The sequence below is a fragment of the Lysobacter sp. Soil_N_23 genome (assembly GCF_057656135.1).
On record NZ_JBDGKY010000006.1, the window covers coordinates 97,610 to 121,625 of the forward strand.

Sequence of the window (24,016 nt, forward strand, 5' to 3'; positions counted from 1 at the left end):
CCCGCGTAGGCGGGAGCCCAGTGACTGCGGAGCAACGTCAAGGGCAAATGGATCCCGGCTTTCGTCGGGATGACGGTGCGGGTGCGATGAGGTGAGGAAGTGTTTGCCCGGATGAGTGGCCGTCCGCCGCGCCCTCAGCCGTTGTGCCGCGTCCCAAAGATCTTGTCGCCGGCGTCGCCCAGGCCCGGCAGGATGTAGCCGACGTCGTTGAGGCGGTCGTCGATCGAGGCGGTGTACACCTCCACGTCCGGGTGACGGCTCTCGAGCACGTGCAGGCCTTCCGGCGCCGCCACCAGGAACAGTCCCTTGATGCGCTTGCAGCCCGCCGCCTTGAGCATGTCGACGGTGGCGACCAGGGTGCCGCCCGTGGCCAGCATCGGATCGAGGATCAGCGCCGTGCGCTCGTCCATGCGGCCGGTGAGCTTTTCGTAGTAACCGACCGGTTCGAGCGTGCGCTCGTCGCGCTGAAGGCCGACCACGCCGACCTTGGCGGCGGGAATCAGCTCGAGCACGCCCGGCAGCATGCCCAGGCCCGCGCGCAGGATCGGCACCAGGGTTACCTTCGCGCCCTTGATGCGGCGGGTCCTCACCGGACCGGCCCAGCCTTCGACCGTGACTTCCTCGGTCTCGAGGTCGGCGGTGGCCTCGTAGGTGAGCAGCGTGGCCACCTCGGACGCCAGTTCGCGGAATTCCTTGGTGCTGATCCCGGCCAGTCGCATCAGGCCGAGCTTGTGCTGCACCAGCGGGTGGCGGACTTCGATGATCTTCATCGCGCAAGCCTAGCGCAGCCGGGCGCGCCCGGCATACCAAGCTCGCCCGGCAGGCCAGGCCGCCGCCTGGGCGCCTACACGTTCCCGTTCGCATGCACGGTTGAATATCGTGGCGACCGGCAAGGACCGCCTAAGGAGCCCCATGAGCAATCCCGCCGTCACCTACGAACGCGAGATGGTCCCGGTGCTGTTCCGTCCCTGGGTCGGCGCGCTGCTTGATCTCGCGCAACCCGCGCCCGGCGAACACGTGCTCGACCTGGCCTGCGGTACCGGCATCGTCGCCCGCCTGGCCGCGCCACGGGTCGGGCCGAGCGGGCGCATGGTCGGCGTGGATCTCAACCCCGACATGCTCGGCGTGGCGCAGGTCCAGGGTGCGCTGGAAGGGCTCGACATCGAATGGAAGCAGGGCCGGCTGGAGGTGCTGCCGTTCGCCGAGGCCGAGTTCGACCTGGCGCTGTGCCAGCACGGGCTGCAGTTCGTGCCCGACCGTGCCGCGGCGCTGAGTGAGGCACGGCGCGTGCTGCGCGACGACGGTCGCCTGGCGCTGGCGGTCTGGCGCGGACTCGACCATCACCCGTTCTGGTCGCGGTTCAACGACGTGTTGGTGGACCTGATCGGCATTCCCGCGCTCGCCGCACCGTTCGAGCTGGGCGAGGCATCGGAGCTGGAAGCGCTGCTGCGTGATGCCGGATTCCGCGACGTCTCGATCCAGGCACGGGCGATGCCGGCGGTGTTTCCCGATCCGGACAGTTTCGTCGCGATGGAGGTGGACGTCATAGCCGCGGCGGTGCCGGCAACGCAGCACCTGGACGTCAAGGCGCGTGCGGAGCTGACCGAGGCGGCACAAGCGCGGTTGGCAGGGGCGATCAGGGAGCAGATCCACGACGGGCACGTGGTTGTGCCGATGCACTCGCACCTGGTGCTCGCGCGGATGTAGGTGTCGTCCCGACGGTGGCTCGTCGGGACGACATTCCGGTCAGAACGAATAGCGTGCGATCAGCTGGTACACCGGCCCGGCGGTCTCGCGCTCCAGCTCGTACTCGTCGAAGTCGCGATCGATCTGGTCGGCGGCGTTGTCGAACTTGTTGAAGGCTTCTTCCTTGGAGGCATCGAGCAGGTTCGAGCCGGTCAGGCGCACCGACATGCGATCGCCGAAGCGCTTCTCGACGAACACTTCCAGGTCGCCTTCATACGTCGTCGTGACTTCCTCGCTGACGATGCGCGAAAACGCTTCTCCCTGGCGGCGGTAGCTTGCACCGAACGAGACGCCCCAATCGGGGATGTTCTGGATGAAGCCGACGTTGTAGACGTACCTGGCCTGGTTGTTGAAGCGGCGTTCGCCGAACTCGTCGTCGACCGAGCTGTCCAGCCACGAGTAGTTCACGAACACACCGGTGTCGGGCAGGTCGAGCACGGTCAGCGGCGTCGACAGGTCGAACTCGATGCCGTAGACGTAACCGTCGCCGACGTTGCGGGCGGTGTAGACGAAGCTGTCCGGGTCGAACTGCGGATAGCCCGGAGTGTTCTCGTCGGCGCCGGGATTCTCGTCGAGGAACTCCTCGACTTCGTCCTCGAAGTCGTCCAGCGCGGTCGAGCTCGGGTCGCCGGTGTTGACGGTCTCGATCAGGTCCTGGATGTCGCGGTAGAACACGTTCACGCCGAACACGCCGCGCTGGCCCAGGCGCCGTTCGTAGCCCAGGTCCAGGCCCCACGCGAGCTCGGGTTCGAGCAGCGGGTTGCCGGTGAAGTCGTTGTCGCCGAACTCCTCTTCCAGCGTCAGCGGCAGGATCTGGTCGAAGTTGGGGCGACGCACGGTTCGCGCCAGCGACAGGCTGATGCGGTCGTCGGCGGTCACGTCCCACTTCAGGTGCGCGGACGGCAGCAGCGTCGAGTAGTCGTTGGAGACGGCGGTATCGTCGGCACGGACGTCGACGTCGGTCGTCTCGTAGCGCAGGCCGGCTTCCCAGGCAAGCGCGCCCGACGTGCCCGAGAACATCAGGTACGGATCGATGCGGGTCTCGTCGATCCGGCTGGCCATGCCCTCGAAATCCTCGTAGGGCGGCAGGGCGACGTCCTCGTCGTCGGACTCGACCTCGGCGATCTGCAGGCCGGTGTCGCGCTGCTTGTCGAGGAAGTCGACGCCGAACTCGAGCTTGGCGTTGCCGAACTCGCGCTTGTGCGCGGCCTTGAAGCCGAACTCGTCGTCGCGGATGTCGCTCAGCGTGCGCGTGCCTTCGCGGCCGTCAAACGACGGCGGCGTGTCCTCGTCGTCGTATCCGGTCTCTTCCTCGGTCGACACGGTGTCGTCGTCGAAGCGGGCGTAGTCGAGGTCGAGCTCGGTGCGGCCACCGAGCATGTCGAACTCGTAGTTGGCACCAAACGACCAGTTGTCCTGCTTGATGTTCTCGAACTGGTCGTTGACCGACAGCAGGTTGTCGCGGCTGGTGCTGGTCGGGTCGTTGTACTCCAGCGAGTGCTCGGTCTCGTCGCGGTCGGTGCGCACGTAGAAGCCGTCCAGCGACAGGCGGCCGCTGCCGATGTCGTGGGTGTAGGACACGTTGGCCGAGTAGTCGGTGCCGTCGCGGGTGTCGGCCTGGTCCTCGCGGTCGACGAATTCGCCGCCGGGTTCCTCGAAGCGGTCGCTGCGCTTGACCTTCGGGTTGTAGCGTCCCTGGACGTTGAAGCCGCCGAGCAGGCGGCCACCGCCGACTTCGCCGCTGCTGACCGCGCCGTAGGTGTTCTTGTACTTGCCGTCGTCGAAGTGCATGACGCCGCCACGGATGTAGCTGCCGTCGAACTCGTAGGCATCGCGCAGGACGATGTTGAGTGCGCCGGCCACGGCGTCGCCGGAGCGGTTGGCGCTGGCACTGCGGACGATCTCGATGCGCTCGACCAGTTCGGCCGGGATGCGGTCGACGAAGAAGGAGCGGTCGTTGCCGGCACCGGGCACCTTCTTGCCGTTGATCAGGATCTGCGTGTAGCCCGGATCCAGGCCGCGCAACTGCGCGCCGTCGTACTCGAGCACGTCGGAGACGAAGGCGACGCTGGGCACGCGCTTGAGCATGTCGCCGACGGTGAGCGGCTCGAAGCGCTGGAAGTATTCCAGGTCGTAGGACAGCACCGGTGCGGTGGCGTCGGTGCGGTTGCGGTAGGCGATATCGGCCTGGACGACGACGGCGTCGAGCTGCTTCGGATCCGGTGCCGGATCGGCACCGTCATCGGCAATGGCGGTGAAGCTGACAGGCGCCAGCACTGCGACAAACAACGCGCGCGACAGGGCGCGGGACAGGAGGTTTCGTTTCATTGGATCTGCATCCCCATGCAAGACGGCGGCAAACAAACCGCGATTTGTACGGGGCGCGGATGGCGGAAACGTGACAGTGCAACTGCACTTTGGCCAAGGGCGGTGTTGGCGCCTGGCGCAACAACGCGGTCACAATGGCCGCGTAGATAGTCGAGGTTTGCATTCCATCCTCCGGGGGATCCGTGACATCACGCCTGACCACGTTCGCACTCGTCCTTGCGCTCACCGCCTGCGCGACTACCGCGCCGCCGCTGCGCAACGGCCATGAGCCAGAGCCCGATGAGAAGACCGCGGAAGTCGATCCGCTGCTGAGCCAGGCGGGTGTGCCGCACAGCGTGGTGACCGAAGCGTTCATCACCGCCGCCACGCCGGCCGACAACATCGACTCGCCGGCCAGCTGGCGATCGCCGGACGGCAAGCGCTGGTTGATCGCAACCGGCAAGGCCACCGACAAGCTGGTGGTCTATGACGGCGACAGCGGCAAGTCCGTCCGCAGCGTCGGCGGTCCCGGCACCGCGCTGGGACAGTTGCAGCGCCCCAACGGCATCGCCGTGATGGACAACTACGCACTGGTGGTCGAGCGCGACAACCATCGCGTGCAGATGTTCCAGCTGCCCGAGCTCACGCCGCTGCTGGTGTTCGGCGGTGACGACCTCAAGCAGCCATATGGGCTGTGGGTGCGCGCGCAGAAGGACAGCTATGAGGTGATCGTCAGCGACAACTACATGTCGCCGCAGAACGAGGACCTGCCGCCGCCGCTGGCGCAGTTGGGTGAGCGTTTCAAGCGCTACCAGCTACGGCGCGTGCCGGGTGGCTGGCAGGCGCGGCTGATGGGTGTGTTCGGCGACACCGGTGAGGCCGGCGCGATCCGCATCGCCGAATCGGTGTTCGGCGATGTCGGCAACGATCGCCTGCTGTTGGCGGAAGAGGATGTCGCCACCGGCACGCGTCTTCGCGAATACGGCCTCGACGGTCAGTACCGTGGCCGCGATATCGGCGCCGATCTGTTCAAGGCGCAGGCCGAGGGCATGGCGCTGGCGCGCTGCGCCGATGGCAGTGGTTACTGGATTGCCACCGACCAGTTCAAGGATCGCAGCCTGTTCCATGTGTTCGATCGCGACACGCTGAAGCACGTCGGTGCCTTTGCCGGTGGCAAGACTGCCAATACCGATGGCGTGTGGCTGGACCAGAGCGCGAGCGCGCGTTTTCCGCAGGGCGTGTTCTATGCGGTCGATGACGACCAGGCGGTGGCGGCGTTTGATTGGCGGGATATTGCCCGGGCGTTGTCGCTGCGGGATTGCACAGCCCCCTCTCCCTGACCGCATTCGCGGTCGTCCCTCTCCCACAAGGGGAGAGGCAACGGCAAGCGTCAGGAGCATCCGCGTGACCCTCTCCCCTTGTGGGAGAGGGACAGGCGCGCAGCGCCAGGGAGAGGGAGTTACGCCGCCACAGCCTGCTCGGCGCGCGGCCCTTCCTTCAACGCCTTGGCCACCATCGCCACCAGCAGGTCGATCTCCTCGCTGGTGATGGTGAAGGTCGGCGTGAAGCGCAGCGAATTGACGCCGCCGTGGATCACGCCGATGCCGTGCTCGCGCAGCCACTCTTCAGTCGAGCGCGCGCCATAGCACTTGAACTGCGGCGCCAGCTCGCACGAGAACAGCAGGCCGGTGCCCTGGACCTTGGTGATCAGGCCGCCCAGGTCGGTCTTGAGTTTCTCGAGCTTTTCCAGTGCCTCAACGCCACGGTCGCGGATGTTCTGCTGCAGGGCAGGGGTAACCTGCTCCAGCACGGAGCAGGCGACATCCAGTGCGCGCGGGTTGCTGGTCATCGTGTTGCCGTACAGGCCCTTCTTGTAGAGCTCGGCCGCGCGCTTGCCGACGGCAAGCACCGACAGCGGGTACTGGCCGGCGTTGAGCGCCTTGGAGTAGGTCTCCATGTCCGGCGGGTCGAGCTGCTCGAAGCCGGGGTAGTCGACGATCGACAGCACGCCGTGCGCGCGCAGGCCGGCCTGGATCGAGTCGACCAGCAACAGCGCGCCGTGGGCGCGAGTCAGCTCGCGCGCGGCGGCGTAGAACGCCGGCGGCACGCCGCGGCCCGGGTCGCCTTCGCCCATCACCGGCTCCAGGAACATCGCCTCGATGAACCAGCCATTGGCGTCGGCGTCGGCGAAGACCTTCTTCAATGCGTCGACGTCGTACGGCTCGACCGTCAGCAAGGTGTCCTCGCCACGGAAGCTGGCCAGGTGCTGCATGTAGGTCTTGCGCGAGGAGTCCGAATACAGCGCCGGGCGTTCGGTGCGGCCGTGGAAGCTGCCCTTGACCACCACGCGCTTGATCGCGCGGCCGGCGTGGCGACCACCCGGGTCGGTCATCAGTTTGGTGTTGACGTCGGCGATGCGCGATGCCAGCGAGACCGACTCCGAACCGGAGTTCAGGCACAGGAACTTGTCGTACGGACAGCCGCCGCGGGCAATGCCTATAGCGGCGCGCAGCGCGCGATCGAAGCGCAGCTGCGACAGCGACGGCGTCATGATGTTGGCCATCGCCTGCGGCCTGGCCATCGCCGCGATCACCGACTTGGGCGCATGGCCGAAACCGAGCATGCCGTAGCCGCCGGAGTCGTGCAGCACCGCGCCCTTGAGGGTGACCACCCACGGGCCGCGCGCGGCCAGGGCGACGTACGGATTGACCGCGTCGTCCGGGTAGAAGTTGATGTAGCCGGCCAGCACGGTCTGGATCTGCGCTTCCTCGTCGAGGTTGAGCAATTCGGCGAAGTCGTCCTTCAGCCGCCGGTATTCCTGGTCAGCGGCCTCGATCGCTTCGATCAGCTCGGCGTGGCTGGCGGCAAAGCGGATGATCGTGGCGTCGTCCAGGCCCTGGGTGCGGCGAAGGCCCTTGTGGGCGCGCAAGGGGGCGAGGCGGTCGAGGACGGCCATGGTGTGTTTCTCCTGTCGGTACGCAATCTCCCTATTATCTGGAATAATTCGTCGGTAGACAGTGCGGATTTGTACGAATTACTGGACAATCTCGTCGATCCGACGAACAATCTGGGCGAGATGAAGATTACCGACGCCGACCAGCAGCTGCTCTGCGTCCTGCGCGAGAACGCGCGGGCCTCGACGGCCGACATTGCCCGCCGCCTGAAGCTGTCGCGGACCACGGTCCACAGCCGGATCGAGCGGCTGGAACGGCAGGGCGTGATCGACGGCTACACCGTCCGCGTCCACGACGAGGCCGAGCGCGGCCATATCCGCGCCCACATCATGGTGACCGTGCTGCCCAAGCAGATGACCTCGGTCGTGGCGGTCCTGCATGGGATGCCGGAGGTGCGCACGCTGCATTCGGTCAGCGGGCCGTTCGACCTGATCGCCCTGGGCGTGGTGCCGACGGTGGAGGCGATGGACGAGCTGACCGACCGGATCGGCGCCATCGACGGGGTCGAGCGGACCACCTCGGCGATCATCCTGTCGGCCAAGTTCGAGCGGTAGGTCACCTCATCCCGTCTTCCCGGCGCACGCCAGGATCCAGGCCTCGCGCAGAAACCGTCATCCCGGAAACCGTCATCCCCGCGAAGGCGGGGACCCAATGTCTTCCGCCGCACCCGCCCAAGGCGCTGGGTTCCCGCCTTCGCGGGAATGACGGCCCCCGGGCCGTACACGGGCGTGGGGTCTTACAATGCCCGGTCCTGCGGCCAGCCCCGCCGCCTGAATGCCCCCCGCCTTGAAGAAATCCGATTTCCATTACGACCTGCCGCCCGAGCTGATCGCACAGGTGCCGTTGCCCGAGCGCTCGGCCAGCCGGCTGCTGGTGGTGCCGCCGGCCGCGGCCGGTGACCGCGACTCGCAGCAGTTCCAGTTCCATGACGGCGCCTTCCGCGACCTGCCGGACCTGCTCGCCCCGGGCGACCTGCTGGTGTTCAACGACACCCGCGTCATTCCGGCGCGCCTGTATGGCCAGAAGACCAGCGGCGGACGCGTCGAGATCCTGATCGAGCGCCTGCTTGGCGGCCACGAAGTGCGTGCGCAGCTGGGCGTGAGCAAGTCGCCCAAGGCCGGCGCGAAGATCGTGCTCGATGCCGGCGGCGAAGCCGAAGTGCTCGGCCGCGACGGCGAGTTCTACCACCTGCGCTTCGACGTGCCCGAGTCGCTCGAGCAATGGTTGCTGCACGCCGGCCGCCTGCCGCTGCCGCCCTACATCCAGCGCGAGGCCGGCAGCGACGACGACACCCGCTACCAGACCGTGTTCGCGCGCGAGGTCGGGGCAGTGGCCGCGCCCACCGCCGGCCTGCACTTCGACGAGGCATTGCTACAGCAACTGAGCGCGCGTGGCGTGCAGTTCGGCCACGTCACCCTGCATGTCGGCGCCGGCACGTTCCAGCCGGTCCGCGTCGACGACCTCGGTCAGCACGTGATGCACAGCGAATGGCTCAACGTCGGCGCCGCGCTGGTCGAGCAGATCCAGCGCACGCGTGCGGCCGGCGGCCGCGTGATCGCGGTCGGCACGACGGTGGTGCGCGCGCTGGAAAGCGCGATGCGCGTCAACGACGCCGGCGTGCGCGAACTGCAACCGTATGCCGGTGAAACCCGCTTGTTCATCCTGCCGGGCTACAGGATCCGTTCGGTGGACGCGCTGATCACCAATTTCCACCTGCCCGAGAGCACCTTGCTGATGCTGGTATCGGCCTTCGCCGGCAAGGCGCGCGTGTTCGCCGCCTACGACCACGCGATCGCCTCGCGCTACCGCTTCTTCTCGTACGGGGATGCGATGTTGCTGTATCCGGAGCCGGTCGCATGAGCCGCATGTCGTTCGACCTGCTCGCCACCGACGGCGCTGCCCGCCGCGGTCGCCTGACCTTTCCGCGTGGCACGGTGGAGACGCCGGCGTTCATGCCGGTCGGCACCTACGGTTCGGTCAAGGGCGTGATGCCCGAGCAGATCCGCGAGCTCGGCGCCGAGATCATCCTCGGCAACACCTTCCATCTGTACCTGCGCCCGGGCCTGGACGTGATCGCCGACCACGGCGGCCTGCACGGCTTCGGTCGCTGGAACGGTCCGATCCTGACCGACTCCGGCGGCTTCCAGGTGTTCTCGCTGGCGCACAAGCGCAAGATCACCGAGCAGGGCGTGACCTTCGCCGCGCCGACCGACGGCAGTAAGGTCTTCCTCGGTCCCGAGGAGAGCATGCACATCCAGAAGGTGCTCGACTCGGACGTGGTGATGATCTTCGACGAGTGCACGCCGTACCCGGCCACCGAGGAGGTGGCACGCAAGTCGATGGAGCTGAGCCTGCGCTGGGCCGAGCGCTCGAAGAAGGCGCACGAAGGCAACGACGCGGCGCTGTTCGGCATCGTCCAGGGCGGCATCCACCCGGCGTTGCGCGACCGTTCGGCCGAAGGGCTCAAGGCGATTGGCTTTGATGGCTATGCGATCGGCGGCCTCGCCGTCGGCGAGCCGGAGGCCGAGCGCAACCACATGCTCGAGCACACCTGTCCGCAGCTGCCGGCCGACCGCCCGCGCTACCTGATGGGGGTAGGGCGGCCGGAGGACCTGGTCGAGGGCGTCGCCCGCGGCATCGACATGTTCGATTGCGTCATGCCGACCCGCAACGCCCGCAACGGCCACTACTTCACCAGCTTCGGCACGGTCCGCGTGCGCAACGCCAAGTACGAGCGCGACCTGCGCCCGATCGAAGAAGGCTGCGACTGCTACGCCTGCCGCAACGGCTTCAGCCGCAGCTACCTGCGCCACCTGGACCGCTGCAACGAGATGCTGGCGCCGATGCTGGGCACCCTGCACAACCTGCGCTACTACCAGCGCCTGATGGCGCAGATGCGCGACGCGATCGCCCGGGGAACCTTTTCCGCCTTCCGGGAGTCTTTCTACGCCGCACGGGCTGCCGAGCCCCTCTCCAGCTAGCGGAACGGGTACTCGTCAAGCCCCTCTCCCGCTTGCGGGAGAGGGGTTGGGGTGAGGGCAGGGCGCCCAGGCGGCCGAAAAGCGCCCTCATCCGCCCCCGTATCAGGTACGGGGCAGGCCTTTGGGCACCTTCTCCCGCAAGCGGGAGAAGGACGGGCTGCGCCCCGTGGCATAATCCCCCGCTATTTTTCGATCCAGGACAATCGTCATGAACCTGCTTGATCTCGTGGTATCCCCCGCCTACGCCCAGGCGGCCGCTCCGGCCGGCGGCAGCGGCTTCGGCATGTCGCTGCTGTTCCCGATCCTGCTGATCGGCGTCATGTACTTCCTGATGATCCGCCCGCAGATGAAGCGCCAGAAGGAGCATCGCGGCATGCTCGAGAAGCTGGCCAAGGGCGACGAAGTGCTCACCAACGGCGGCATCGCCGGCACCGTGACCGACATCGGCGAGAACTTCATCACCGTGGAAATCGCCGACAACGTGCGCATCCGCGTGCAGAAGGGCGCCATCGCCAACGTGCTGCCGAAGGGCACCTTGAAGTCGGCGTAAGCCGTCTCCAGAAGAATTTGACATACGGCGGCCGGGGTGGCCGCCGCAGGGGCCCTAGATGCTGACTTACCCGCGCTGGAAATACTTCGTCATCCTGATCGTTCTGCTGCTCAGCGCGTTGTATGCGTTGCCGAACATCTATCCGCAGGATCCCTCCGTGCAGGTCACGGCCAGTCGCGGTGCCAAGATCGATCCGGCGCTGAGCGCCCAGGTCGGCACCATGCTCAAGCAGGCCGGGGTCACGCCCAAGTCGGTCGAGCTCGACAACGGCAACCTGCTGGTGCGCCTGAACAATCCCGACCAGCAGATCAAGGCCAACGACGTCCTGCGCGACAAGCTCGGCAGCAACTACGTGGTTGCCCTGAACCTTGCCTCGACCGTGCCGAACTGGCTCGAGAAGATCGGCGCAAAACCCATGCTGCTGGGCCTGGACCTCCAGGGCGGCGTGCACTTTTTGATGCAGGTCGACCAGAAGGCCGCCCTCGACAAGCGCATGGACGCCACCGCCGAAGACGTGCGCGTGAGCCTGCGCGACGGCCGCGTGCGTTACGAGTCGGTCGAACGCCGCGGCGGCAACTCCATCGTTGCCACCCTGGCCAGTGCCGCCGATGCCGAGAAGGCACGCCTGGAGATCGCCAAGAGCCAGCCGAACCTGCTGCTCGACGTGCAGGGCAACACCTTGACCGTGCAGATCTCGGAAGCCGAGATGCAGCGCATGGCGGTGGAGGCGATCGAACAGAACGTCGGCACCCTGCGCAACCGCATCAACGCGCTGGGCGTGTCGGAGCCGATCATCCAGCGCCAGGGCAGCGACCGCATCGTCGTGCAGCTGCCGGGCGTGCAGGACACCGCGCAGGCCAAGCGCATCCTCGGCGCCACCGCCACGCTCGAGTATCGCGGCGTGGTCGAGGGCAATCCGTATGACGCCGTCTCCACCGGCAACGTGCCGGCCGGTGCGCGCGTCTACTACCGCCGCGAGCTCGGCCCGGACGGCAAGCCGATGCCGGTGCTGCTCAACAAGCGCGTGATCGCCTCGGGCGACCAACTGGTCGGCGCGACCTCGATGATGGACCCGCAGACCGGTACCCCGGCGGTCTCGGTGCGCCTGAACGGCGTCGGCGGCCAGCGCATGTTCGACTACACCACCGAGCACGTCGGCAAGCCGATGGCCGTGGTCTACATCGAGCGCATCCCCGAGGTGCGCATCGTCGACGGCAAGGAAGTGCGCACGACCAAGATCAACGAGGAAGTGATCTCGGTGGCCAACATCAACGGCGTGTTCGGCAAGGAGTTCCAGACCACCGGCCTGGACAGCTCCAAGGAAGCGGCCGACCTGGCCCTGCTGCTGCGTTCGGGCTCGCTGGCCGCACCGATGGACTTCATCGAAGAGCGCATCGTCGGCCCGAGCCTGGGCCGCGAGAACATCGAGCGCGGCCTGACCGCGGTGACGTACTCGTTCGCCTTCGCCCTGGTCTTCTTCCTGTTCTACTACCGCGTGTTCGGCGTCATCACCTGCCTGGCGCTGCTGCTGAACATGCTGATGCTGATCGCGGTGATGTCGCTGTTCAACGCCACCCTGACCCTGCCTGGCCTGGCCGGCATCGCGCTGACGGTGGGCATGTCGGTCGACGCCAACGTGCTGATCAACGAGCGCATACGCGAGGAGCTCCGGTTGGGGCTGCCTCCGCAGACCGCCATCGCCGAAGGCTACGAGCGCGCCTCGGGCACGATCGCCGACGCCAACCTCACCGCCATCCTCGCCGGTGTCGCGCTGTTTGCGTTCGGCACCGGTCCGGTCAAGGGCTTCGCGGTGTCGCTGATCGTCGGTATCGCGACCTCGATGTACACCGCGGTGGGCGTGTCGCGCGCCATTGCAACGCTGATCTACGGCGGTCGCCGCAAGATCAAGTCGATCTGGATCTGACGGGAAGATCACGCAAATGAAACCGTTCAACGTCTTCCCCTACGACAGCAACATCAACTTCATCCGCCTGCGCTGGTTGTCGCTGGGCATCGCCCTGGCGATGCTGCTGGTGGCCGTCGGTGGCATGGCGGTCAAGGGCTTCAACTTCGCCCTCGACTTCACCGGCGGTGCCGTCACCGAGATGCGTTTCGAGAAGCCCGTCGACGTCGATGACGTCCGCGAGCGCCTCGACCGTGCCGGCTACGAAGGCGCGCAGGTGCAGTCCTTCGGCAGCGGCAACGACCTGCTGATCCGCCTGCAGCCCAAGCAGGCCGCGGCTGGCGCCGAGAACAGGGGCAACACGACCGCCAGCGACGTGCAGAATGCGCTGGCGTTCGAGGGCAACCCCGGCAAGGTGCTGCGCAGCGAGGTGGTCGGTCCGCAGGTCGGCAAGGACCTGGCGATCAACGGCCTGTGGGCGCTGATCTTCGTGGTTGCCGGCTTCCTGATCTACATCTCGTTCCGCTTCGAGAAGAAGTTCGCGATCGCGGCCGTGCTGACCACGTTGCATGACGTGGTGGTGGTGACCGGCTGGTTCGCGCTGAGCGGGCACGAGTTCGACCTGACCGTGCTCGCCGGTGTGCTGTCGGTGATGGGCTTCTCGATCAACGACACGATCGTGGTGTTCGACCGCGTCCGCGAGAACTTCCGTTCGATGCGCGCTTCGCCGGAGGAGATCCTCAACAAGTCGATCAACCAGACGCTGTCGCGTACGGTGATCACGTCGTTCGTGGCATTCCTGACGGTGTTCGCGCTGTACCTGTACGGCGGCGGTTCGCTGCAGGGCATGGCCGAGTCGCAGATGATCGGCATCATCATCGGCACGCTGTCGTCGATCTTCGTGGCCTGCCCGCTGCTGACCATCGGCTTCCTGAAGGTCACCAAGCAGGACCTGATGCCGAAGGCCAAGGACGAGGCGGCGCTGGCTCGCCGTCCGTAACCTCTGCGGTTTGTTCGATGGAAAAGGCCGCGCATCGCGCGGCCTTTTTCTTTTCTTTGCGCCTCACACCTCGAACCGTCATCCCGGCGAACGCCGGGATCCAGGCCCGCAGCCTATCTGCCAAGTCACCGTCATCCCGGCGAACGCCGGGATCCATGTTGCCGTGATGGCTTGCTATCTGCGGAACGGCGTCGTCCACCGCGCTGGGGATTGCTCCGCCCCTTCGTCGGACATCCTGTCCGAAGGCGGGGCGCGGGACATCCATGTCCCGCTGCGGATCAATCCCCAGCGCGGTGAACGACGCTCCGGCATTTCGTTGCCCGGTCTTCGGTGGCCCTCACCCCAACCCCTCTCCCGCAAGCGGGAGAGGGGCTCCCACCGTTGTTGGAAGACCGTCATCCCCGCGAAGGCGGGGACCCAGCGTCGTTGCTCCATGCCCGTCATTCCCGCGAAGGCGGGAACCCAGCGCCTTCGCTCTACAGGAATGGCAGTTTGAGGCGCTATCGCAGACCGGGTAATGACATGCCAGAGCGGTGTCCGCCGCTCCGCAGACGCAACCACGTCGACGATCACGATCAAGATGGATCCCGGCGTTCGCCGGGATGACGTTGATGGGGGGCAAGAAAAAAGCCGCGCAATGCGCGGCTTCTTTTGTGGTCAGTGCAGGGCGCCTCAATCGAACGCCGACGCATACCCCGTATTGACGATCTTGCTCTGCAACGCATCGCAGATCTTCAGGTTGCCGCCGACCAGCTGGCGCGGCATCTGGCCGCGGGTGTCCATCGGCCCGGTGCTGCGGCCGCGGAAGTCGACCACCTTGCCGCCAGCCTCGCGCACCAGCAGCGCGCCGGCGGCGATGTCCCAAGGCTTCACGCCAGCCTCGAAGTAAGCGTCGGCGCGACCGCAGGCGACATAGGCCAGGTCGAGCGCGGCCGAACCGGTGCGGCGGATGTCCTCGGCCTCGGTCAACAGCGTGTCGATGCACTTGAGGTGGGCGCTGGCACGGGCGCGCTCGCGCGGCGGGAAACCGGTGATCAGCATCGCCCCATTGAGGTCCTTGCGCTCGCCGACGCGGATCTTGCGATCGTTGAGCGTGGCGCCGCTGCCGCGACTGGTGGTGAACAGCTCGTTGCGCAGCGGATCGAAGATCACGCCGTGGACCGGCTCGCCGTTCTCGACCAGCGCGATCGACACGCAGAAATGCGGGATGCCGTGCAGGTAATTGCTGGTGCCGTCGAGCGGGTCGATGACCCAGGTGAAGCGACTGTTGCCGATCGGACCGCTTTCCTCGCCAAGAATGGCGTAGTCGGGGGTCGCGCGGCGGAATTCCTTGATGATCTCTTTCTCGGCCAGGCTGTCGACTTCACTGGCATAGTCCATCCGGTCCTTCTCGACGATGTTGAGGGCGTCGAGCTTGTTCATGTGCCGCAGCAGCACGTTGCCGGCGGCGCGGGCGGCCTTGACCATGAGGGTGACGGCGGGTTTCTGCATGGCAAGCGGCCTCGTAGGGGGAGGTGGGGGACGGACTGGCGGCGGCAAAGAGCGGACCGGCTCGGGGCCGGGGCGCGGAGTTTACCATTGCAGGCCGTGACTGCCTAAGCCGATAACGTGTCCAACGACGTGTCCGACCCAACCCCCGTACTGTCCACCCAGGGCCCCGGCCCGGCCGACCGCCTGCGCGTCGTCCTGGTGGGCACCCAGCACCCCGGCAACATCGGCTCGGCGGCGCGGGCGATGAAGACGATGGGGCTGTCGCGGCTGGTGCTGGTCGCTCCGGAAAAGGCGCCCAGCGTCGAGTCCTACGCCCTGGCCGCCGGCGCCGACGACGTCCTGGCCGAAGCCACCACCTGCGCGACCCTGGCCGAGGCCGTGGCCGATTGCCGCCTGGTGCTGGGCTGCACGGCGCGCAGCCGTCGCGTCGCACTGGAGGAACTGCTGCCGCGCGACGCCGCCGCCCGCGCGGTCGGCGAGGCGGTGGCCGGCGCCGAGGTTGCGCTGGTGTTCGGCCGCGAGCGCACCGGCCTGAGCAACGACGAACTGCAGCTGTGCCACGCCTCCATCCACATTCCGGCCAACCCGGACTACAGCTCGCTCAACCTCGCCGCCGCCGTGCAGGTGCTCAGCTACGAGCTGCGCCTGGCCGTGCTGGCCGCTGCCGCTGCAACCCCGGCCCGGGCCGGAGCAGGGACCGACAGCGAAGGCCCGGAGCGGCGCGAGCCGCCGGCATCGCATGCGCAGATGGAAGGCTTCTTTGCCCAGCTCGCCGACACCCTCGACGCGATCGACTTCCACAAGGGGCGTGCCCCGGAGTCGGCCATGCGCAAGCTGCGCCGGCTGTACCTGCGGGCCGGGCTGGACTCGCGCGAGGTACGGATCCTGCGCGGGGTCCTGGCCGACGCCCAGCGCATGGCGTCCCTGGCCCGGAAAGGGGACTGACCGAGGCCTGGCCCGGAGGCATGAACCAGAGGCCCGAACTGCGGTTCGACCGTCGGTTTGCAGTATCGGCCCGCCGGCGTTTCGTATTAGGCTGGCCGCGGCACTTTGACGGGTCGTCCGTACTTGATCGCTAGCCTGAGTCGTATTGCCCTGTTGTCCGTACTCGCGCTGGCATCGGCGGCCGTGTCGTTTGCGACAAAGGCCGGCAATGACTCCGGCGTGCTGGTGCTCGGCCGCATCAGCGACGACCCCAAGACCCACTACGAGCAGCTCAAGCCGCTGCTCGACTACGTGGTCCCGCGCATGGCCGATGTCGGCATCCGCGAGGGCCGCATCCTGATGGCCAAGGACACGCAGCAGATGGCCAGCTATCTGCGCCGCGGGCGGGTCGACTGGGTCACCGAAACCACCGGGACCGCGATGCTGCTGCGCCAGCGCGCCGCAGCCAAACCGTTGCTGCTGACCGAGCGCGACGGCACCAGTCATTACCACAGCCTGTTCTTTGCCCGTCGCGACAGCGGCCTGCGCTCGATCGCCGACCTGCGCGGCCACAGCGTCGCCTTCCAGCGGCCAACCTCGACCAGCGCCTACTTCGTCCCGGCGATCGAACTGCTCGATCGCGGGCTGTCGCTGGAGATCCTGCTGTCGCCGGATGACCGCATCGAAAGCGGTGCGGTCGGCTACATGTTCGCCTGGTCCGAACTCAACATCTCGACCTGGGTGCACAAAGGCCTGGCCGATGTCGGCGTGATGAGCAATCTCGACTGGGGCAACCCGAGGCGGATGCCGCCGGCGTTCCGCAATGACCTGGTCGTGATTGCCGAGAGCGAGGACTACCCACGCGCGATCGAGATGGTGCGCGGCGACCTCGACCCGCGGGTCGAAGCGCGCCTGCGCGAAGTGCTCATCGACGCCGCCGGCGATCCCGAAGCCGGCGACGCCTTGCTGAGGTTCTTCGGCACCACGCGGTTCATGCCGGTCGATCCCGATTCCAGGCGCGCGCTGGATCACATCGCCGAGGGTGTTACGCGGGTGCGGGCGGAGGTCGAATGAATCTTCGCTTCGGCCTGCAGGCCAAGTTCATGCTGTTGATGGGCATCGCGCTGCTGGTGGTGCTTGCGCTGGTCGCGCTGCTGTTCAACCGGCAGGAGCGCATGCGCATGGAAGTCGAGGGCGTCAGCCGCCAGACCATGCGCACGATGATGGGCGAAAGCCTGCGCCGGCAGGGCGAGGGCGCCGTCTCGCAGCTGGCAGCCACGCTGACCAACCCGTTGTACTACTCCGATCTCGACGCGATCGGCGTGCTCAGCCGTGCCACGCTGCGCAACCCCGACGTGCGCTACGTGATCGTCTATGACGACGCCGGCCAGGTCCTGCACGACGGCAGCGAGGCGATCGTCAACTACGGCAAGCGCATGGACGACGCGATGGCCGGCAAGGTCATCGCTTCCAGGGCGCTGCTGACGCAGTGCGACGAGAAGGTGATGGATGTGTCGGCGCCGATCATGATCGGCCAGCAGCGCATCGGCGGCGTACGCATCGGCTACGACCTGGGCGCGATGCGGCGCTACCAGGACCAGGCCGTGGGCCAGTTGCGCGCCCGGCTCGACACGCTCAGCCAGCGCTACGTGATCTGGATTGGCCTGCTCGGCGCGGGCATGCTCGCCTTCGGCGCACTGTCGCTGTGGCTGATCCAGCGCCTGCTGGTGCGCCCGATCCGCGAGCTGGCCGAGTCGGCGCGCGCGATCGAGGCCGGTCGCTTCGATACCGCCACGCCCATCGACAACCGCAACGACGAAGTCGGCGACCTGATGCTGGCCTTCGACCGGATGAGCCGCAGCCTGGCCCGTCACGATCGCGAGATCCGGCGCATGGCCTACACCGACGCGCTGACCGGGCTGGCCAATCGCCTGGCTTTCCGCGAATCGCTCGACCAGCGTCTGCTGCAACTGCACGGCGCCGGCTGCCAGCTGGCGCTACTGTTTGCCGACATCGACGACTTCAAGCGCGTCAACGACACCCTCGGCCACGATGCCGGCGACGACGTGCTGCTGCAGTGCGCGCGTCGGATCGAGCACACCGTGCAGCGCATCGGTGGCGACGAGGCGATGCTGGCGCGCTTCGGTGGCGACGAGTTCGTCATCCTCGTCGATGCCGGCAACGACCCCAATGGCGACGTGCGCAAGATCGCCACGCACCTGGCCGAGACGCTGGTGACCGAACTGGGCGAGCCGATCCTGGTGCAGGACCGCCAGGTGTTCCTGGGTACCTCGATCGGCATCACCCTGTTCCCGGAAGACGCCTCGGGCGCGGCCTCGCTGATGAAGAACGGCGACATCGCGATGTACCAGGCCAAGGTCGCCGGCAAGAACTGCTTCCGTTTCTACAGCCGCGCGATGGACCAGGCGGTCGAGCGCCGCGTGCACCTGGAGCACGAGCTGCGCGGTGCGTGGGACCGCGGCGAACTGAGCCTGGCGTACCAGCCGGTGTTCCGCCTGGTCGACGGCGCGATGATCGGCGCCGAGGCGCTGCTGCGCTGGAAACATCCGGAGCTGGGCGTGGTCGCGCCGTCGGTGTTCATCGACGTGGCCGAGCAAAGCGGCCTGATCGAAGTGCTGGGCCCGCAGGTCCTGCGCCAGGCCTGCGCCGATGCCGTGCGCTGGCAGGAATCGCGCAATGGCGAAGAGCCGCTGTTCCTGGCGGTCAACGTGTCACCGCGCCAGCTGCGCAACGGCGACCTGCCGGATGTCGTGGAGGCCTCGCTGCGCGAAACCGGATTGCCGGCCGACCTGCTGCACCTGGAACTGACCGAGACGGCGGTGATCGGCGACGAGCGCCATGCCAGCAGCCTGCTCTCGCAGCTGCGCGGGATGGGCGTGAAGGTGTGGCTGGACGACTTCGGCACCGGCTTCTCGGGACTGAGCCATCTGCGCCGGGTGCCGGTGGACGGGGTCAAGATCGACCGCAGCTTCGTTGCCGACGTATTGCGCGACCCTGATGACCTTGCGCTGACCACGGCCATCATCGCCATGGCGCACTCGCTGGGGATCCTGGTGGTGGCCGAGGGTGTGGAGAAGGAAGGGCAGTACGCGATCCTGCGCGAGCGCGGCTGCGATTTCGCCCAGGGCTACTGGCTGGGGCATCCGGTGACGGCGGAAGAGTTTCTGGCAGTGGCCTGCTGAGCCCACTCCGTCATCCCGGCGCACGCCGGGACCCATTTTGCCGTTGCGGCCGAAGGCCGGCCGTCAAATGCAAAGTCACTGGGTCCCCGCCTTCGCGGGGATGACGGCAATTTCTGGGGATGACGGCTTTCTCAAGCCACCATGTTGATCCACCGCGCCGCGGCCGCTGCGAGGCTGCCCGACAGCACGCCAAACACGGCGATCGCGATCACACCCGCAACCCACGCAATCCCCATCAGATACCCGTCGCGTTCAATCAGCGCCAGCGCGAACACCACCAGCAATCCGCCGAACAGGAAATTGGTGAACGGGATCGGCAGCGACAGCAGCAGCCCCAGCAGCACCAGCAGCAGGCCGGTGAAGAAATCGGCCAGGCGGTGATCAAGCATCACCGTGGCGCGCGGTCGCACCAGCTTCTCCAGCCGCGTCAGCCACGGCGCCAGCAGGTCGCGGAAGCGCGCCATCGCACTGCGGTGCGGGCCGCGCTTGGCCAGGAATGCCGGCAGCCACGGTTCGCGCATGCCGAACAACTGCTGCAACCCGATCAGGATCACCAGCGGGCCGCTGATCGCGCCGCCCAGTCCGGGTATCGGGATGAAGGCCGGGATTGTCGAGACGAACAGCAGCATGCCGAACGAGCGGTCGCCCAGGCCGTGCAGCACGTCGCTCATGCGCAACTGCTCGTTCGGGTCGCCTACCGCGAAGCCGTCGAGCAGTGCGCGCGTACCGGCTTCGTGGGGCCGCTCCTGCCTAGCCCGCTGTGTCATCCGGGGTGGGTTCCTGTTCGATGCGTTGCAGCAGCAGCTTGTCGATGCGCGGGCCGTCGAGGTCGACCACTTCGATGCGCCACAGGCTCCAGTCGAAGTGCTCGCCGACGTACGGGATGCGGCCGAAGTGGGCGATCACCATGCCGGCAGCGGTGTGGAAGTCGTGCTCGTCCTCGTCCGGCAGGCGGCCGCCGCCGACCAGTTCGCGCAGGTCCTCGATCGGCAGCGAGCCGTCGAGCAGGTACGAGCCGTCGGCGCGTTCCACCACCGGCGAACTGTCGTCTTCGGCTTCGCCGGAATGGCCCATGCTGGAATGGATGCGGCCGACCACCGCGTCCATCAGGTCGGCGACGGTGACCATGCCGCTGATGTCGCCGTACTCGTCGACCACCATCGCCAGCGACTGCTGTTCCTCGCGGAAGATCTCCAGCAGCTTCATCGCGTGCGTGGATTCGGAGACGAACAACGGTTCGCGCACCTGCTTGAACAGGTCCGGCGCCTTCTCGTCCAGGCGGTCGAGGAGCGACTTCACCTCGAGGATGCCGAGCACCTCGCTGTCGTTGCCGCGGTAGACCGGATAGCGCGAGAACGGCGTCTCGCGCATCGTCGCCAGGTTCTCGGCGAAATCCGCGGAGGCATCCAGCCAGGCGATGCGCGTGCGCGGCGTCATCAGGCTCTCGGCGGTGCGGTCGCCGAGGCTGAGCACGCGGTTCATCATCTTGCGCTCGTCGGCGTCGATCACGCCCTGCTCGTGGCTCTCGCTGACCAGCAGGCGGATTTCCTCTTCGCTGATGGCGCTGCGGGCGTCGTCCTTGATGCCGAGCATGCGCAGCACCAGGCGGTTGATCGCACCCAGCGTGGCCACCACGGGCCGGGCCGCGCGCGACAACCCATACAGCGGCAACGCGATCGCGCTGGCGATGCGCTCGGGGTTGGTCAGGGCCAGGCGCTTGGGGATCAGTTCGCCGAAGATCACCTGCGCGGCGGTGATCAGGCTGACCGCGGTGCCAATGCCGATGGCGCGGCTGTACTGGTGCGCGGACGGCCACAGCTCATGCAGCCAGCCGGCGATGGCCAGGCCGATCGCCTCGCCGCCGAAGACGCCGGTCAGCACGCCGATCAGGGTGATGCCGACCTGCACGGTCGACAGCAGGTTGTCGGGATGCTCGGCCAGGGCCAGGGCGGTGCGCGCGCCGCGGCTGGGGTGGGCCGGGTCCTCGGCCATCTGCTTGAGGCGCAATTTGCGCGAGGTCATCAGCGCCATCTCCGACAGTGCGAAGAAGGCGTTGAGGATGATCAGGGCGATGACGGTCAGCAGTTCCAGCATGCGGTCCCTACCTCAGGATGGCAGGCCGGAGTGCACACGCCGTGATGGGGGAAAGGAGGGCAGGCGTGTGCGGAGGGCTGTTCTGGGTCGTCGTCCATGGGCCGGGGGCTGGAAATAGGGGGCAGCAAGGGCAGGGATGGTAGCAGGACCGCGGAATTCAACCCTTGGGGCGAGCGCGGCTGTCTCCGAACCGTCATAATTCCGCCCGCTGCTCCCACCGCACCACCTGTCCGGCACCACGAGGCCCCTCCCGCATGTTCTCCCTGCAAACGATCTTCGGCCAAGGCAACCAGTTCTATACCCTGCTGGAGGACGCCGCCGTCGCCGCCCACGACAGCACCAAGGCGCTGCACGCCATGCTCAAGGCGGCCGACCGGCAACCGGCCCTGGACGCCTTCAAGCTGGCCCGCCAGCGCGAGCGCGACGCCTCCGACAAGATCAGCCAGGAGCTGGTGAACAGCTTCATCACCCCGATCGAGCGCGAAGACATCGAGGCGCTGGGGACGGCGCTGTACAAGATCCCCAAGCAGGTCGAGAAGTTCGCCGACCGCTACTCGCTGGCGACCCGCCACCTGGAACACATCGACTTCGCGCCGCGCGCGGCGATGCTGGAGCAGGCCTCGGCGGTCGTGGTGCAGATGGTCCAGCAGCTGCGACACCTGAAGCTGGAGCCGATGAAGGCGCTCAACGACCAGCTGCGTTCGATCGAGAACGAGGCCGACCGGCTGATGCTGGAGCTCTATCGCGACATCTATTCCGGTCGCCTGGACAACCTGCAGATGTTCCTGCTCAAGGAGTTCTTCGAGATCCTCGAGAAGGCCATCGACCGCTGCCGCGAGGCCGGCGTGGTGGCCTACGAAATCGTCCTGAAGAATTCCTGAGGGCCGGGCCGATGTTGACCCTGGTCCTGGTCGTGGTATTCGCGGCGCTCGCCTTCGAATACATCAACGGCTTCCATGACACCGCCAACTCGATCGCGACCGTGGTCGCGACCAAGGTGCTGTCGCCGATGCAGGCGGTGGCGATGGCGGCGACCACCAACCTGCTCGGCGCGCTGTGGGGCACTGCGGTGGCCAAGACGATCGCGTCGGGCCTGCTCGACAACGGCGTCGTCCAGGTCACCTCGCAGCTGATCCTGTGCGCACTGCTGGGCGCGATCGTGTGGAACCTGATCACCTGGTGGAAGGGCCTGCCGTCCTCGTCCTCGCACGCGCTGATCGGTGGCCTGTGCGGCGCCGCGGTGGCGGCGGCCAGCAACAACTTCCACGCGGTGATCTGGTCGCAGCCGAGCGACCCCTGGTACAAGAGCGCCGGCGTGCTGTGGAAGGTGGTGGTACCGATGTTCAGTTCGCCGCTGCTCGGCTTCGCCTCCGGCTTCCTGGTGATGGGCCTGCTGTTCGCGATCATCTCGGCGATGGCCAGCAGCGGCGGTTTCCTCGCGCGCATGGCGCGGCCGCGCTGGGTCAATGCCTTCTTCGGCAAGGCGCAGCTGGTCAGCGCTGCCGGCATGGGCTTTGCCCACGGCATGAACGATGCGCAGAAGACGATGGGTATCATCGCCCTGGCGCTGGTCGGCGCGCAGTCGGCCGGTACGCTCGACAACCTGCCGTCGTGGCTGGCATTCCTGCATCCCTCGCGCGAGGCGCTGGAAAACAACGACATCGACACCTGGATCAAGTTCGCCTGCGCCATTGTCATGGCCGCCGGTACCGCGGCAGGCGGCTGGCGCATCATCAAGACGCTGGGTCACAAGCTGGTGAAGCTGCACCCGATCAACGGCTTCGCCGCCGAGACCAGTGCCGCGGCGGTGATCATGGCGGCGTCTTCGCTGGGCATCCCGGTGTCGACCACGCACAACATCTCGTCGGCGATCATGGGCGTGGGCACGGCCAAGCGCTTCAACGCGATCAAGTGGACGGTGGTGGAGAAGATGATCTGGGCGTGGATCCTGACGATCCCGGCCGCAGGTGGCATTGCCTGGTTGTTCTTCGAGTTGTTCCGGGTGATGGGCTGGGCGTAAGGCAGCCCTCACCCCAACCCTCTCCCGCAAGCGGGAGAGGGAGCCAAGATCAGAACAAATCCCCGCCCGCCGACAGCGACCGCTCCATCCGGTCGCCCAGTCCGCCGATCTCCAGCACCAGCCGGTCGATCTCGGCCGCATCGAGGCCATCGTAGGGACGGTTCTCGCACAGCTGCAGGTGCGGCACGCCGTCGAGATCGCCGATGGCGAGATAGCCGACGCGGCTTTGCCAGTTGAAGATCAGCGCACGCTTGGCATCCAGGCCGGTGATCGGCGAGACCGCGGTGCTGACCCGCAGGTACGGCCGGCCGTCGTCGTCGTCCAGTTCGGACAGGAAGATCGCCTGGTGACGCGTTCCCTGCTCGAGCGACAGCTCGATACAGATCAAGTCGACGCCATGTTCGGTGGTGTTGAAGTCGGCCGCTTTGAGATGGCGACGGATGGATTCGAAGTTGCGCACGTGGCGGCTCCTTCAGGGGGATGATCGGTATGCTACCGCGATGAGCAAGCCCACTGTCGCAAAGGACGACGCTGCAACGCGCATCCTGGCCGCGATCCGCGCGATCCCGGCCGGCGAAGTCGCAGGTTACGGCGAGGTCGCGCGTCGCGCCGGCTTGCCGGGCAGGGCGCGCCTGGTGGCGCGGATCCTCGGACAGAACGACGATCCCGACCTGCCGTGGCACCGCGTCCTGCGCTCGGACGGCCGCATCGCCTTCCCCGAAGGGTCCAAAGGCTTCCGTGAGCAGGGCCAGCGGCTGCGTGCCGAGGGCGTGCGGGTCGAGGCCGGGCGCGTCCGCGGCCAGCGCGCCGCCGCCACGCTCGACGAGCAGATGTGGGGCGCGC

General features: G+C 67.1%; 20 protein-coding genes and 1 pseudogene. 14 read left to right on the forward strand and 7 right to left on the reverse strand.

Annotated features, from left to right (window positions below; genetic code table 11):
* Positions 1–134: 134 nt before the first annotated feature.
* Complete coding sequence (gene upp / locus AC3A3X_RS06905; RefSeq protein WP_487582290.1) at positions 135–770, reverse strand: uracil phosphoribosyltransferase; 636 nt, start codon at positions 768–770, stop codon at positions 135–137.
* A 142-nt stretch (positions 771–912) separates the two neighbouring features.
* Between upp and AC3A3X_RS06910 the strand changes: the two genes are divergently transcribed.
* Positions 913–1,707 carry a class I SAM-dependent methyltransferase gene (locus AC3A3X_RS06910; RefSeq protein ID WP_487582291.1) on the forward strand — a complete coding sequence of 265 codons (795 nt, stop codon included), beginning with the start codon at positions 913–915 and terminating at the stop codon, positions 1,705–1,707.
* Between the two features lie 39 nt (positions 1,708–1,746).
* Here the strand turns inward: AC3A3X_RS06910 and AC3A3X_RS06915 are convergent, their stop codons facing one another.
* Complete coding sequence (locus AC3A3X_RS06915) at positions 1,747–4,074, reverse strand: TonB-dependent receptor plug domain-containing protein (RefSeq protein WP_487582292.1); 2,328 nt, start codon at positions 4,072–4,074, stop codon at positions 1,747–1,749.
* A 182-nt stretch (positions 4,075–4,256) separates the two neighbouring features.
* On the opposite strand from AC3A3X_RS06915, the gene AC3A3X_RS06920 reads away from it, so the two are divergent.
* The gene (locus AC3A3X_RS06920) at positions 4,257–5,393 is read left to right on the forward strand and encodes a phytase (RefSeq protein ID WP_487582293.1); all 1,137 of its coding nucleotides are present in this window, start codon (positions 4,257–4,259) and stop codon (positions 5,391–5,393) included.
* 119 nt (positions 5,394–5,512) lie between these two features.
* Here AC3A3X_RS06920 and AC3A3X_RS06925 read toward each other — a convergent pair whose 3' ends face one another.
* Positions 5,513–7,009: an aminotransferase class III-fold pyridoxal phosphate-dependent enzyme gene (locus AC3A3X_RS06925; RefSeq protein WP_487582294.1), complete on the reverse strand. Its 1,497-nt coding sequence runs from the start codon at positions 7,007–7,009 to the stop codon at positions 5,513–5,515.
* 120 nt (positions 7,010–7,129) lie between these two features.
* Here AC3A3X_RS06925 and AC3A3X_RS06930 point away from each other — a divergent pair, with 120 nt between their 5' ends.
* The 6 genes from AC3A3X_RS06930 (at position 7,130) to secF (ending at position 13,441) form a co-directional block, all read left to right on the forward strand.
* Positions 7,130–7,561: an Lrp/AsnC family transcriptional regulator gene (locus AC3A3X_RS06930; protein WP_487582356.1), complete on the forward strand. Its 432-nt coding sequence runs from the start codon at positions 7,130–7,132 to the stop codon at positions 7,559–7,561.
* Between the two features lie 232 nt (positions 7,562–7,793).
* Positions 7,794–8,867, forward strand: a complete 1,074-nt coding sequence (queA, locus tag AC3A3X_RS06935) for a tRNA preQ1(34) S-adenosylmethionine ribosyltransferase-isomerase QueA (protein WP_487582295.1) — start codon at positions 7,794–7,796, stop codon at positions 8,865–8,867.
* A complete protein-coding gene (tgt, locus tag AC3A3X_RS06940; protein ID WP_487582296.1) occupies positions 8,864–9,988 on the forward strand; it encodes a tRNA guanosine(34) transglycosylase Tgt in 1,125 nt (374 codons plus the stop codon). Before queA ends, tgt begins: the two co-directional genes overlap by 4 nt.
* A 208-nt stretch (positions 9,989–10,196) precedes the next feature.
* Positions 10,197–10,538 (forward strand): preprotein translocase subunit YajC, encoded by a 342-nt coding sequence (gene yajC / locus AC3A3X_RS06945; RefSeq protein WP_158733234.1) that lies wholly within the window; start codon positions 10,197–10,199, stop codon positions 10,536–10,538.
* Between the two features lie 58 nt (positions 10,539–10,596).
* The gene (gene secD / locus AC3A3X_RS06950; protein ID WP_487582297.1) at positions 10,597–12,462 is read left to right on the forward strand and encodes a protein translocase subunit SecD; all 1,866 of its coding nucleotides are present in this window, start codon (positions 10,597–10,599) and stop codon (positions 12,460–12,462) included.
* A gap of 16 nt (positions 12,463–12,478) precedes the next feature.
* A complete protein-coding gene (gene secF, locus AC3A3X_RS06955; protein WP_487582298.1) occupies positions 12,479–13,441 on the forward strand; it encodes a protein translocase subunit SecF in 963 nt (320 codons plus the stop codon).
* A 672-nt stretch (positions 13,442–14,113) separates the two neighbouring features.
* Here the strand turns inward: secF and AC3A3X_RS06960 are convergent.
* A complete protein-coding gene (locus AC3A3X_RS06960) occupies positions 14,114–14,932 on the reverse strand; it encodes an inositol monophosphatase family protein (RefSeq protein ID WP_487582299.1) in 819 nt (272 codons plus the stop codon).
* A 150-nt stretch (positions 14,933–15,082) separates the two neighbouring features.
* Here AC3A3X_RS06960 and AC3A3X_RS06965 point away from each other — a divergent pair, with 150 nt between their 5' ends.
* The 3 genes from AC3A3X_RS06965 (at position 15,083) to AC3A3X_RS06975 (ending at position 19,059) form a co-directional block, all read left to right on the forward strand.
* Positions 15,083–15,877 (forward strand): RNA methyltransferase, encoded by a 795-nt coding sequence (locus AC3A3X_RS06965; RefSeq protein ID WP_487582357.1) that lies wholly within the window; start codon positions 15,083–15,085, stop codon positions 15,875–15,877.
* Positions 15,878–16,003: 126 nt separating this feature from the next.
* On the forward strand, positions 16,004–16,930 hold the full coding sequence (locus AC3A3X_RS06970; RefSeq protein ID WP_487582358.1) for a phosphate/phosphite/phosphonate ABC transporter substrate-binding protein: 927 nt from the start codon (positions 16,004–16,006) through the stop codon (positions 16,928–16,930).
* Complete coding sequence (locus AC3A3X_RS06975) at positions 16,927–19,059, forward strand: putative bifunctional diguanylate cyclase/phosphodiesterase (RefSeq protein WP_487582300.1); 2,133 nt, start codon at positions 16,927–16,929, stop codon at positions 19,057–19,059. The genes AC3A3X_RS06970 and AC3A3X_RS06975 overlap by 4 nt, the downstream gene beginning before the upstream one ends.
* Before the next feature lie 131 nt (positions 19,060–19,190).
* Here AC3A3X_RS06975 and AC3A3X_RS06980 read toward each other — a convergent pair whose 3' ends face one another.
* Both AC3A3X_RS06980 and AC3A3X_RS06985 read right to left on the reverse strand, forming a co-directional pair.
* A complete protein-coding gene (locus AC3A3X_RS06980) occupies positions 19,191–19,826 on the reverse strand; it encodes an exopolysaccharide biosynthesis protein (RefSeq protein WP_487582301.1) in 636 nt (211 codons plus the stop codon).
* Positions 19,810–21,153, reverse strand: coding sequence for a hemolysin family protein (locus tag AC3A3X_RS06985; RefSeq protein ID WP_487582302.1), 1,344 nt, complete (start codon positions 21,151–21,153; stop codon positions 19,810–19,812). The genes AC3A3X_RS06980 and AC3A3X_RS06985 overlap by 17 nt, the downstream gene beginning before the upstream one ends.
* A gap of 254 nt (positions 21,154–21,407) precedes the next feature.
* Between AC3A3X_RS06985 and AC3A3X_RS06990 the strand changes: the two genes are divergently transcribed.
* Both AC3A3X_RS06990 and AC3A3X_RS06995 read left to right on the forward strand, forming a co-directional pair.
* The gene (locus tag AC3A3X_RS06990; protein WP_487582303.1) at positions 21,408–22,034 is read left to right on the forward strand and encodes a DUF47 domain-containing protein; all 627 of its coding nucleotides are present in this window, start codon (positions 21,408–21,410) and stop codon (positions 22,032–22,034) included.
* Between the two features lie 11 nt (positions 22,035–22,045).
* Positions 22,046–23,173: an anion permease gene (locus tag AC3A3X_RS06995; RefSeq protein WP_487582304.1), complete on the forward strand. Its 1,128-nt coding sequence runs from the start codon at positions 22,046–22,048 to the stop codon at positions 23,171–23,173.
* A 49-nt stretch (positions 23,174–23,222) separates the two neighbouring features.
* Here the strand turns inward: AC3A3X_RS06995 and AC3A3X_RS07000 are convergent, their stop codons facing one another.
* A complete protein-coding gene (locus AC3A3X_RS07000; RefSeq protein ID WP_487582305.1) occupies positions 23,223–23,633 on the reverse strand; it encodes a hypothetical protein in 411 nt (136 codons plus the stop codon).
* A 40-nt stretch (positions 23,634–23,673) separates the two neighbouring features.
* Here AC3A3X_RS07000 and AC3A3X_RS07005 point away from each other — a divergent pair.
* Positions 23,674–24,012 (forward strand): annotated as a pseudogene (locus tag AC3A3X_RS07005) (MGMT family protein); the annotation flags it as partial.
* Positions 24,013–24,016: the final 4 nt, after the last annotated feature.